Origin of the sequence: Flavobacterium psychraerolatum (assembly GCF_025960985.1) — a bacterium.
Classification (GTDB): domain Bacteria; phylum Bacteroidota; class Bacteroidia; order Flavobacteriales; family Flavobacteriaceae; genus Flavobacterium.
The window spans coordinates 1-12,358 of sequence record NZ_JAOQMX010000004.1 but is presented as its reverse complement, the minus strand read 5'-3'; the positions used below and the strand labels follow the sequence as shown (position 1 = coordinate 12,358).

Here is a 12,358-nt window from a genome sequence, read left to right as displayed (position 1 = left end):
AGCTATTCTCGAATTTAGAATTAAATTTGAAGTTTTTATAAAAACAGTTTTTTTTCGAAAACAAATACACACATTACACCCTATTTATTAATGTTTTTAGAACGAGTTAAATTACACGCCAAATTGCGTTAAATGATGATCCAAATGTTTATAAAACATATTGTTCCATTCCATTTGATTTAATACCCCAAAAGAATTGGATTCCTTACCCTCAAAATGATTTCTCCCTAATTTTTGAGTCTTATTGAGGTAGGCCAGTAATCTGGTTTTCTCAGAAAGAAAATCTTTATCCACAGTAATCATAAACATAGGAGCAGTACGCCCATTTTTGGAAAACGGTTTTTCATTCACTACTACTTTTTTAACGAACGTTTTGAGTAACCACTTTTTAAAACCAGTTACTTTGGGGTGATTGTCTTCATAGACGAGCTCATAAGTCACATTACAGTGTGCTAGCATTTGGGCTACTTCCATTTTTCCCCAATTGGGTTTTGTAGTAGATTTCAATTCATTAATTCGATTTTCTAAGGTTGCAACCACCACTTGATCAAATATATTTTTCATGTCGACTTCTTTATAATTTTATCCTGAAAATTCATCTGTTTATTCAAAGATAAACTATTCAATCGGACAAGACTTTTTTTATGATTTAAAAAAGAAGCAAACGATTGTGAATGCTAATAAACTCTTAAAATTGGTAAAACGAACAATAAATTAAGAGTCAAATGATAAATTACTCTTAAAATAGGGTAAAAAACCTTCATAACAGAATGCAAAAAAGGATTAAATTGTACCTTTCTTAAAATTTAAATGAATTTGGTATGATCACACTAGTAGTTAACAAAAAGAAGCACACTTTAGAGGCATCTCCAGACATGCCACTTTTGTGGGCATTGCGCGATACATTGGGACTCACAGGAACAAAATATGGCTGTGGTGTTGGAGCTTGTGGTGCTTGTAAAATCTTAGTCAATGACGAAGTTACCTACTCCTGTTTGACACCAGTTTCGGCTGCCATTGACAAAGACATAACGACGGTCGAAGGCGCTACGCCTAACTTACAATTACTTCAAAAAGCATGGATCGAATTTAATGTCCCACAGTGCGGATTTTGCCAACCGGGACAGTTAATTGCAGCCACGTCTTTGTTAAATTCAAATAGTAACCCTACAGATGAAGAAATTGACGATGCCATGAGCGGAAATATTTGCCGTTGCGGAACTTACCAACGCATCAAAAAAGCCATTCATCATACGGTTGAACTTAAAAAACAACAAAAATAATGAGCGATATTCAAAACCTAAGCAGAAGATCATTTATTAAAAATATAGGATTGACTTCAGGCGCATTGATCATTGGATCTCATTTGCCTTTGTTTGCCAATGAAACAGAGTCTATTTTGGCTGGTTCTTTTCAACCCAATTTATTTGTTGAGCTGCTACCCAACGGTGACTTAATATTAGTTGCTTCTCGTTCTGAAATGGGAAATGGAATTCGTACCTCCCTAACCTCTGTCATTGCTGACGAAATGGAAGCCGACTGGAATAGAGTGAGCGTTCAACAAGCTATAGGACATAAAAAATATGGTGACCAAAATACTGATGGGTCACGTTCGGTGCGTTATTTATATGAAACCATGCGGAAAATGGGAGCAACGACTCGAATGATTTTGATCTCGGCAGCTGCCCAAAAATGGAAGGTTCCAGCATCGGAATGTCGTGCCGAAAACCATTTTATAGTGCATAAAAATGGTAAAAAAATAGGCTTTGGGGAATTGGTCGAAATAGCCAAAACCATCGAAGCACCAAAAGATATTATTCTAAAAGATCCAAAAGACTTCAAATACATTGGTAAAAATCTAAAAAGTATTGATGTCGAAAAATTCGTAAAAGGAAGTGCTGTTTTCGGACTCGATTTTCGTTTGCCTAATATGAAATTTGCAGCCATCGCACGTTGTCCAGTAACTTTTGGTACAGTAAAGTCATTCGATAAAACGGAAGCCATGAAAATTCCGGGTGTCGAAGCTGTTTTTGAAATTGAACGCATCAAGACACCTTTTGGTGCATTGGGCGGTGTTGCCGTCGTTGCCTCCAATACTTGGGCCGCTTTCAAAGGAAAAGAAGCTTTAATCATCGAATGGGATAACGGTAAAAACGGAAGTTACGATTCCGATAAATACATGGAAATGTTAACCGAAAACGTTCATAAGCAAGGTGTGGTGAGTAAAACTAGAGGTGATATCGAAGCCGCTTTTACTGCTTCTGCGAAAGTGATCGAGAGTACCTACCAACTCCCTCATTTGTCACATGCACCCATGGAAGTCCCTAACACTGTAGCTTGGGTCAAGGAAAACAGTTGTGAAGTTTGGTGCCCAACGCAAAATCCACAAGCGGCACATGCCGAAGTGAAAAATTATTTAGGATTTGACGATGAAAAAGTTATTATCAACGTCACCTTATTAGGTGGTGGTTTTGGCCGAAAATCCAAACCTGATTATGTGGTCGAAGCAGCTATAATTTCCAAAGCTATAAAAGCCCCCGTTCAAGTAGTTTGGACTAGAGAAGATGAAACACAACACGGTTATTATCATACCGTAAGTGCACAATATATGAAAGCATCACTGGATGAAAAAGGAAATGTAACTGGTTGGTTGCATCGCTTTGCTTTCCCTCCTATTAAATCTACTTTTGATCCTACTTCTGATTATCCAAATGGTTGGGAAATAACGTCGGCTTCAGAAGTTCCTTTCGATATTAAAAACTTTCAAATTGAAGTAGGCCAAGCGCCTGCCATGGTGCGAATTGGATGGTTGCGCTCTGTAATTAACATTCCACACGGGTTTTCGATCAATGTTTTTACAGATGAATTGGCAAATGCAGCAAACCAAGACCCCTTGGCATTTAATTTAAAATTACTAGGCGAAGATACTCCAGAAGACGATAAAAGTAACAAATTCAGTTCAACTCGATTGAAGAATGTTTTGAAAAAAGCAGCAGAAAAGGCGGGTTGGGGCAAACCGCTTCCAGAAGGACACGCACAAGGTTTGGCTGTACATTATAGTTTCATGTCCTATGTAGCCTCTGTCGTCGAAGTTTCTATGGTTGATGGCATCGTAAAAATTCACAAAGTTACTACCGTTATTGATTGCGGAACAGTAGTCAACAAAAATACCGTTATTGCACAAATGGAAGGTGCTGCTATTTTTGGTATGTCACTCGCTTTTTATGGAAAAATTACCGCCAAAGACGGAGCGATCGAGCAAAGTAATTTTGGCGATTACCGTCTGATTCGAATGAATGAAGCTCCTAAAATTGAAGTAGAAATAGTTGAAAGTACTGCACCACCAACAGGAGTGGGAGAACCTGGAGTACCTGTGATTGCTCCTGCTATTGTAAACGCTATTTTTAAATTAACGGGTAAACGCTACCGCAATTTACCGCTGAGTGATTATGAATTGGTTTAGACCGTTACACCTTTATACTATTAAATAGTAAAAAAGGTTGTAAAATCAAACTATTGACAATTTTGCAGTAAGAAAGCTGTATACTATTTTTCAATTGCCTCCAGCTTTAGCTAGAGCAAAAATGAGGAACACAAAAGAGGCTTTAGCCAAAAGCATTGTTTTACTTGGCTAAAGCTTAATATAAATAATACCAATTTCACCCCCAGCTAAAGCTGGAGGCAATTAATTTTAAAGAAACATCAGTACTGAACAGTTACTCAGTAGGACTTTGAAATCATAAACCATTAAGAAATAAAGATTCATTAAGCCTGATTTTCTTAATGGTTAAAATAATTATTTTATATCAAACAAGATTTAAATGAATAATTGGCTTGCCTTATTACAAAATTTTAAAACCAAAAACACTCCTGTAGCTTTGGTAACAGTAACTCATATTTTGGGTTCAGCACCTTGTAGATTAGGTGCAAAAATGATTGTCGTAAACCAAAGAGAATTTTATGGCACTATAGGCGGTGGAAAACTGGAATTTCAAGTTATTGATGAAGCAGTTACGGCCATACAAGAGAATAAAACAAAATATTTTAGTTATACTTTGGGCCCCGAATTTGAACAATGTTGCGGTGGTAAAGTAGCCTTAATTATTGAACCTATGAATCAATCTCCTCAGTTGCATTTATTTGGCGCTGGCCATATTGGTGTTGCTCTTTGTGATATTATGAAAGATACCCCTTTTGAAATTCACTTATATGACACTCGAGAAAACTGGCAAGAAACTATTGTCATTGATTCTACAATAGAATACCACAAGGAACCGTTTGACTTATACAAACAAACTGTAGGTTGGGGAGAGCATTGTTATGCCGTAATTATGACCCACGACCACAAATTGGATTTTGAAATAACTGCATTGGCTCTGGCCTCCCAAACCAAATACATAGGTTTGATAGGCAGCAAGACCAAAAAGAACAGATTCAATGCTATGCTTATAAAGGAATTAGGAATGAAAGAAGGTATTGCTCCTGTACACTGCCCAATTGGACTAAACTTGGGGGGAAATACTCCCAAAGAAATTGCCATCAGCATTGCCTCTGAATTATTGAAAACATATTATGGAAAATAAAGCCGCGTTTGTGCTATTGGCAGGTGGAAAATCAGAAAGAATGGGTTTTCCCAAAGGATTAATGGTGTACAACCAAACTGTTTGGATTTTGGAACAGCTCGATCGGATTGCAAACGCTTCCGTCTGTACCGTTTATATTGGACTCGGATATTGTTACGAAGACTATTTCTGTGTTGTTCCCTGGTTTAAGGAAGCACAACATCGGTTTGTAAAATACAATGATCTGAAGATCAAAGTAGTCGTAAATACCACACCTCAAAATGGCTCTTTTTCGACTTTACAAGCTGTTTTGGCCCACATTCCAAAAAAACAAGTGATCTTAATTCAGCCTATCGATGTTCCACTTTTGAATATTACAGAATTAGAATCAATACTTGCCACCGAAAATGCTATTGTACAACCTCAATATGAAGGTAAAAATGGTCATCCCGTTCAATTACTACCTAAGTTTTGGAATCCATTGCTAAAACTAGATCAAACCCATGAAAATTCAAGATTAGATTTTCAAATCAAGAAAAAGAACCCTAAACATTGTACCGTGATTACTGTTAAGGATTCTTCGGTAATTCACAACCTCAACACGCCCGAAGATTGGGAGAACTTCACCCAAAATTCAGAACTATTGGTCTAAGAAAATGATTGGTCTGAGCCTGTCGTAATCTTAGTAATTCTTACAATTCGACAAGCTCAATCCAATAAGCTAAATGTGAAAAAACAAATTATTTTGTTCTGACAATAATATAATCACTAAACGATTACCTGATTTTCTTTACCATTTCTGGTGTAACCACTGATTTGTTATTCCCCCAACTAGCGTATACATACGTCAATACGTCTGCCACTTGTTGGTCTGTCAAATCTTGTTTTGGCATTGGAGTAGTATATTTTTTCCCATTTACGGTTATTGCTCCTAGCGAACCTTTTAATACTTGTTTAATAGCACGATCGACATCAGCATTAAGATAATCAGACTTTGCTAATGGCGGAAAAGCACCTGGAATTCCAGCACCATTCATTTGATGACATGACATACATACTTTGTTGTACATTAATTTTCCTTTGCTGACTTGTTGCTCTGGAATGTTTTTTATAGTTAAATACTCGGTTGGAGTATTGAAACTGAACAACATAAAAGCAAGAACTGCAACTCCTAAAATATATTTTTTCATGATTTAATTGGATTAGAATGATTGGTTTTAATTTAAAACTAAGGTTTCAAAAACTAAGCCATTGTTTAAAAAAAGAAATGACTAGATAATTTTCATTTATCGAAAGGTAAAATTAAGTAGATATATAGTTCTCCAAAAGTATTAATAACTAGTCAGAATAAATTCATTGAGACCCTTATTTCCTATTGCTATTTCCTTAAAAATGAAATTTTCATAAAAGCACCGCCGAAGAAGAATGTTATTCTCGGCGGTATTTCATCTGTTATTTTTTATAAAAAACATTTTCAATTCCTTGTCGGAAAGCTTCGTCACCTACTTCGTTTCGCTGCGCGTACATTGCTTTTGCATCAGCGCCAGCGACATAGCGTAAGGTTGATTTTCCGTCAGTTGCGGCTTCATAAACTACAGCTGCAATTTTTTCCGGTGTCGAATAATCTTTGGCTCTTTCTGGATCCATAAAAACCGATAAGACTTTGTTCGTCTGTTCTTGGTAAGCAGGATGTTGTGTCATCACTAAGGAACGACCTGCAAAATCGGTAGCAATTCCGCCTGGTGAAACTGTTTTTACTGTGATTCCAAATTCTTTAAGTTCGAATGCCAAACTTTCATTCCAACCTTCCAATGCCCATTTTGTAGCGTGATAAACGGAGTTGAAAGGCAACGTAATCAAACCACCAATAGAAGTTGTTGTTATAAAAGTACCTGCTTTGTTTTCTCTAAAATGTGGCAAAAATTGCTGTGTTACGCGCATCACTCCCAAAAGATTGGTGTTCAATTGGTTTGTTAATTGGTCATCTGTAGCTCCTTCAAATGGGCCTGCTAGTCCGTAGCCTGCATTGTTAAAAACCACATCTATTTTGCCAATTGCTAAGGCGTTTTTTACAGTCTCTTGAATTTGCTCGTTGTCGGTAACATCCAATGGCAAAAGCGTTATGTTTGCTACTTCAGCGAGTTCTCTTTCGTTCTCTGGTGTTCTCATGGTGGCGATAACATTCCAATTATTTTTTGCAAAAAGCAAAGCCGCTGCTTTTCCTAAACCAGAGGAAGCTCCGGTTATAAAAATTGTTTTTTTCATAATAATATAATTTTGTTTTTTGTTTTAATTGCTAAGGATTTGTGGTTATTATTTGGCAATAGTCAGCTATACTGATGCCCATTTATAAAAGGCAAAAGCATAAATTAGTTACAGTAAAAACCAGATTATTTGGGTGTATTCAAACAGAACATTGCTTAATTCAAGCTTTGCCTGTACTCGTTCGGGCTCATAGCCGTTTTCTTTTTGAACATTTTACTAAAGTATTGCGGATATTCAAATCCCAAGGCATAGGCGATTTCGCTAGCGCTTTCTTTGGAATTCAGCAATTGGTTTTTGGCCTTTTCAATAATGAATTGGTGAATATGATCTTGTGTACTTTGACCCGTTTCTTTTCGCAATAAATCACTTAAATATTTAGAGGACATATTCATCGCTTCTCCACAATATTGGACTGTTGGAATCCCTAATTCAATTTGTTTATTGGCTTTGTAATATTCCTTAATTACTTGCTCAAATTGACTCACAAAATCCTGATTCAGATTGGTACGGGTAAAAAACTGACGGTCGTAGAATCGCAAACAGTAATTGAGTAACAGCTCTATATTCGAAATGATTAAAGTCTGACTGTGTGCATCGATATTGCTGTTGTATTCTCGTTCTATTTTCAAGGCAATTTCAGTCACCGTTTTGCGCTCTTCGTCTGAAAGATGCAGTGCTTCATTCGATGAATACTCAAAAAAAGAATACTTCTCGATTTGCTTACCTAAAGTTGATTTTCGAATTAGATCGGGGTGAAAAACAATACTCCAGCCGGTGTCTTCGCGATTTACATTTTGTTTTTCTACTTCCAAAACTTGATTTGGCCCCATAAAAACCATCGAACCTTCTTGGTAGTCATAGGAGTTTCTGCCGTAATTGGTGATGGTAAAAGGGCAATTGTCCTTTAAACTAATTTGGTACAAGCCTACAGAATATTTAAATTTTTCGATATCTAAATCCTTCAATTCTTTGGCCAATCGAACCACCGAAACCAAGGGGTGCTTTGGCTTTTCTAAACCAAAAAAGTCATGCAGTTCAGAGATGGTGTTTATGTTGATGATTTCCTTCATAGCTTTCGAATAAAATTAAATGACTGTTTCTTTGTAGCAACATTGAGCAAATATGGAACGCGGATTAAACGGATTTTCAAACGCTGATAAAAACGGATTTTTTAAAAAATGCAATATAATTTTGTCAAATCGAGCGCAGTCGAGATGCAATATGTGGTTCTCGACTGCGCTGCCTATGACGTTATTTATTAAATAGGGCTTCGACAAGCTCAGCCTGACAGCGACAACGTCATTTTATATAGCTTTTTTTAAAATTAAAATTACTCCTCGAACGGACAAAAGGACCATTTTATAAAAAATATTGATTAGAAATCTGTTTTTATGCGTGTCTTCGCGGTAGCGAATCAGCGTCATCCGCGTTCCTATTTCCCTTGTGTGTTATAAATTTTGCCACCAATTGCTGAACGTATTGTTTCCTTGTACTAGAATTTCTTGTCCAATTTTTGGCGTGATTACTTCTAGATTTAGCTCTTTGGCTTTGGCTTGCACTCGGTTGATTGGGTCTTTCCAGTCGTGCATTGCTAGTTTAAAACCTGCCCAATGTATCGGCATGATCTTTTTGGCTTGAACATCCACTCCTGCTTGAGCAGTTTCTTCGGGCATCATGTGTATGTCGGACCATTTATCGTTGTACTGCCCACATTCCATTAAAGCCAAATCGAAAGGGCCGTATTTGTCTCCGATTTCTTTGAAATGCGATGCGTAGCCGCTGTCACCACTAAAAAATAATTTCTCCTCTTTGGACTGAATCACCCACGAACACCACAAAGTACTCTGCCCATTGTTTAACTTTCGACCTGAAAAATGTTGGGCTGGCGTACAACTCAAAGTTAAGCTATCAAATTGAATATCTTGCCACCAATCGAGTTCGGATATATTAGAAGCGGGAATTCCCCAGGCTTTTAGGTGTTCGCCAACGCCAAGCGGTGTGTAAAAGTGTTTCGTTTTGTCTTTTATCTTCATGACGGTTTCATAATCGAGATGATCGTAATGGTCATGCGAGAAAATCACGGCGTCTATGTGCGGAAGTTTTTCGATAGCGATAGGCAATTCGGCATTAAAACGGTCGGCGCCAAGCATTGGGTGCGGTGCGGCTACTTTGCCAAACATTGGGTCTAGCAAAATCGTTTTCCCATCCATTTGCAATAAGAAAGCCGAATGTCCAAACCATACCAATCGTGCTTTGCCCTTGTAATCGGCTACGTCAATCGAATCGATTTTTTGGACTTTCAAATCTTCTTTTGGGCGGCCATTTTTTACTTTGGTGGTGAAAAAATAATAGGCAATATCCAACTTTTCCGAAAAGCTGAGTTCTTTAGGAACAGCATTGGTATTGTTGAATTTCCCGTTTTTGTATTGTGCCGATTTTTGGTACACAAGTTGTTTTTCTTTCGAAACATCTCCTCCAAAATTGGGATAGAAGTTGGTGAAAGCCAAATAGACAACTACCAAAAGGCTAATTATCAGGAGCGTTAGTATCATGATTCTTTTTATAATTCGTTTCAAATTTCTATTCTTCATTTATTTAGGACAAAATTAAACCAATTATAGGGTATAGCTGTATACTAATTACTTTTCGTTGTATGCTTATTGCTGAATTGGGTAGTTTTGAGTATTATCTTTCAGGTTTAAACCTATTTTAAAGAATATTTGAGTTTTTGGCGCTTAAAAGCACCCAACGGAACGCAAAGCTAATCCACTTAGTTTGTCATTCTGAAAGAATCTCACACATGCATACACAACATATATCCGCAATCAAGGTCCTTGCGAGGAACGCGGCAATCACATACAGAGCGTCACCTCATTTAGAATTGTAATTTGATCTTAAACGATTATTATTAGTGCTTGCTTTGGGTTGGCTTTTTTAACCATATAAGCCATTTAAGTTTTTACATTCTTTGGGACTTTTAAACCATTTAAGAAATTAAAGAACATATAAGTATTAGCGATTAAAAGCACCTTACGGTACGCAAAGCATATCTACCTAGTTTGTCATTCTGCAAGAATCTCACATACGCATGCACAACGAGCATCCGTAATCAGGTTCATTGAGTGGAACGCGGCAATCACGTACTGTGCATAAATTTTTATTGAGCTACTGATTTATTTTTAACGATAATTACTGGTGGTTTTGTTTGTCTAGTAAAGGAATTAGTTTGCGGGCACAGAATGCAATTCTGCGCGAACCAACCCTTGCAACTGCTGACATATCGGCGCGGTCGAGCAATATTTTTAACTAATTTGAAACTTCTTTTGATTTGAACATTATTTTCATTTTTTACTCCCGAAATATATTCCTCCTTTTGGTCGCTTGTCTTTCCATACTTCCTAACTATCTCATCTAACTGAAATTTATCTTGAATTATAAAATTTAAATGCTTTACTTTTTCTAATAATTTCATTTTTAATGATTTTATTTGTATTCTAATTCTATCAGTTTATCCAATATTTTGCACATTAATAATTTAGATACATTTTCTTTTAAAAATTCACCCCTTGTAAACCACCATCCCGAATCTAGTTTATTTCCAAATTTTTTGATCATTGGTACTGTCCAAGTAATACCCTCATTTCTCAATATTGAATCCCAATGAATTTGATTTTCATATTTTGATAAATTAATTTCATCCCAAGGAAATTTTTCATTTATACATAAATGATATATATTCCATTTATCTCTAAATTGATTAAAAAATTCGGTTGACCTCCATGGTAATGATTCATTTAAACTTATCGAAGTATTATCTTTCCAGAGTATAATCGAATCAAATTCCTTAATAAATTCTGTACTCCATTCTGTATTTGAACTCAAACTCAAATTCATTCTAAAAAAATAAACAAAATCAAATTCATTTGTGTTTCGTGAAAAATTATTAATATTTTCTTGAATAATAGATCTTGTCCATTTAAAATTTGGATTTCTTGAATATTCAAGTTCTAATTTCCTTATATACTTCTTTTCTTTATATATATCGTTTATTTGTAATGTAGTAACCGTAAATGCAAACCAATCAAATTTTTCAGGATAAAAATCTATCATTTCGTTTGTCCAATAAATAGCCGTATTAGCACATAATCCATTCCAATTCCATTTGTTTTCATACTTACGAATTAAATCAAACGACCAGTTCACATAAATATTTGCACTTAAATCATCAAAAAAAATATATTTGTCAAAATACTTAATTAAATCAACAGTCCATTCAACCTTTTGTTCTAGACAAATCCACTTCCAAGAAATTTTATCTTTATAATAATCTAACATTTCAAATGTCCATTTTATCCCATTATTACTACTTATTCCCCTTTTTACAGAATAATACTCCTCATCAAAATCTTCTAAAAAATCAAAATTATGATTATTAACAATTTTTAAATATTTTTCATACTTTCTAATAAATTCAAATGACCAGGGCATAGCTTCATTATTTTCTGATATTACTTTCCAATCCCATTTGTCAATAAAAAAGTCTAATATTTCATAATTCCATTTAATTTTTGTGTTACGACTTAATCTTTTAAAATCTAAAAAGGCTTCATACTTTTTCAACATCTCAAGATCAAATGAATAACCATCAAGACGATTAATCATTTCTTTAAAATCATTATTTTTATATTGAGTTATAAAAAAATTTAATATGATTTTATCGTTTGAATCTTCAATCAAACTCAACAATTTATTCCCAATTTCAATCTGTCTTTCAATTCGATTGATAGAATTATTTGTAATCAATAAACTATTTTTATTTTCCATATTAATCTTGATTAACTTCTAATTCTTCTATCATTTTTTGAAATTGTTGTTTTGTTTCTTCAAAATAAATTTCCCAATTGTCAATTTTTATAACTTTCCGATGTATTTCGGTGTTTTTTAAATATTTCAAGCTTTCTTCAAGTGCTTTTCTTTTTGTCTCTAATTGGTGCTTGATTAAAACTAGTTTCTCTTTTATAGTAATTGTTTCCCCTTGCGATTTGAAAAAGCCTTTCTCTAAATCAGATAAAATAGACTTTACTTTTTCCAAATCATTATTGTCATAAGCTTCTTTCAAATCATTAAAAACCTTTTGTGCTAATTCTTTTTGGTCGTCAGTTACTTTATCAGGATGACATAATTTAGTGGCTTTTCTATACGTTTGCTTCAAAATTCTCAAATCGTCTTCGTTTAATTCTTTTGGCTTTTCTTTTTTTAAGCTTTCCTGATAAGTGTTATAGAAATCTTCGTAATCTTGTTGGGCTTGCTCAAATTCAGTTTTCATTTCAGTATCGTCTTTATTTTAGCCCCTTATAAGTTCAGAGTGATATTCTAAATTTCAAATAGTACATTTGAGATATGAAATACAAGAAATGGAGTTTAGAAGAGAAGTTAGAAATTTTATCTTCTTGCGAAGAATTAGGCGTTGTAGAAACCTGTCGTAAATACAGTGTTAGTACAGGAAGTTTGTATAGTTGGAAGAAGAAGCA

General features: G+C 35.1%; 13 protein-coding genes. 5 read left to right on the top strand and 8 right to left on the bottom strand.

The window, feature by feature from the left end; translation table 11 throughout:
* Positions 1 to 111: 111 nt before the first annotated feature.
* A complete protein-coding gene (locus tag M2326_RS02650) occupies positions 112 to 564 on the bottom strand; it encodes a DUF1569 domain-containing protein (protein ID WP_264618002.1) in 453 nt (150 codons plus the stop codon).
* 257 nt (positions 565 to 821) lie between these two features.
* Here M2326_RS02650 and M2326_RS02645 point away from each other — a divergent pair, with 257 nt between their 5' ends.
* From M2326_RS02645 to M2326_RS02630, 4 genes are all read left to right on the top strand, one after another.
* The gene (locus M2326_RS02645; protein WP_264618001.1) at positions 822 to 1,283 is read left to right on the top strand and encodes a (2Fe-2S)-binding protein; all 462 of its coding nucleotides are present in this window, start codon (positions 822 to 824) and stop codon (positions 1,281 to 1,283) included.
* Positions 1,283 to 3,463 carry a xanthine dehydrogenase family protein molybdopterin-binding subunit gene (locus tag M2326_RS02640; protein ID WP_264618000.1) on the top strand — a complete coding sequence of 727 codons (2,181 nt, stop codon included), beginning with the start codon at positions 1,283 to 1,285 and terminating at the stop codon, positions 3,461 to 3,463. Before M2326_RS02645 ends, M2326_RS02640 begins: the two co-directional genes overlap by 1 nt.
* Positions 3,464 to 3,821: 358 nt before the next feature.
* On the top strand, positions 3,822 to 4,583 hold the full coding sequence (gene xdhC, locus M2326_RS02635; protein ID WP_264617999.1) for a xanthine dehydrogenase accessory protein XdhC: 762 nt from the start codon (positions 3,822 to 3,824) through the stop codon (positions 4,581 to 4,583).
* Positions 4,573 to 5,214, top strand: a complete 642-nt coding sequence (locus M2326_RS02630) for a nucleotidyltransferase family protein (protein WP_264617998.1) — start codon at positions 4,573 to 4,575, stop codon at positions 5,212 to 5,214. Before xdhC ends, M2326_RS02630 begins: the two co-directional genes overlap by 11 nt.
* 124 nt (positions 5,215 to 5,338) lie before the next feature.
* Here M2326_RS02630 and M2326_RS02625 read toward each other — a convergent pair whose 3' ends face one another.
* From M2326_RS02625 to M2326_RS02595, 7 genes are all read right to left on the bottom strand, one after another.
* Positions 5,339 to 5,752 (bottom strand): c-type cytochrome, encoded by a 414-nt coding sequence (locus tag M2326_RS02625; RefSeq protein WP_319800818.1) that lies wholly within the window; start codon positions 5,750 to 5,752, stop codon positions 5,339 to 5,341.
* A gap of 262 nt (positions 5,753 to 6,014) precedes the next feature.
* Positions 6,015 to 6,827 (bottom strand): SDR family oxidoreductase, encoded by an 813-nt coding sequence (locus M2326_RS02620; protein ID WP_264617997.1) that lies wholly within the window; start codon positions 6,825 to 6,827, stop codon positions 6,015 to 6,017.
* Positions 6,828 to 6,982: 155 nt separating this feature from the next.
* Positions 6,983 to 7,897 (bottom strand): helix-turn-helix domain-containing protein, encoded by a 915-nt coding sequence (locus M2326_RS02615; protein ID WP_264617996.1) that lies wholly within the window; start codon positions 7,895 to 7,897, stop codon positions 6,983 to 6,985.
* Between the two features lie 378 nt (positions 7,898 to 8,275).
* Positions 8,276 to 9,418 (bottom strand): MBL fold metallo-hydrolase, encoded by a 1,143-nt coding sequence (locus tag M2326_RS02610; protein WP_264617995.1) that lies wholly within the window; start codon positions 9,416 to 9,418, stop codon positions 8,276 to 8,278.
* A 566-nt stretch (positions 9,419 to 9,984) separates the two neighbouring features.
* Positions 9,985 to 10,299: a hypothetical protein gene (locus tag M2326_RS02605; protein WP_264617994.1), complete on the bottom strand. Its 315-nt coding sequence runs from the start codon at positions 10,297 to 10,299 to the stop codon at positions 9,985 to 9,987.
* Between the two features lie 11 nt (positions 10,300 to 10,310).
* Positions 10,311 to 11,651, bottom strand: a complete 1,341-nt coding sequence (locus M2326_RS02600; protein ID WP_264617993.1) for a hypothetical protein — start codon at positions 11,649 to 11,651, stop codon at positions 10,311 to 10,313.
* A gap of 1 nt (position 11,652) precedes the next feature.
* Positions 11,653 to 12,153 (bottom strand): hypothetical protein, encoded by a 501-nt coding sequence (locus tag M2326_RS02595; RefSeq protein ID WP_264617992.1) that lies wholly within the window; start codon positions 12,151 to 12,153, stop codon positions 11,653 to 11,655.
* Positions 12,154 to 12,227: 74 nt separating this feature from the next.
* Between M2326_RS02595 and M2326_RS02590 the strand changes: the two genes are divergently transcribed.
* Positions 12,228 to 12,358: transposase (locus M2326_RS02590; protein ID WP_264618102.1), on the top strand; the 131-nt coding region annotated here is incomplete at its 3' end.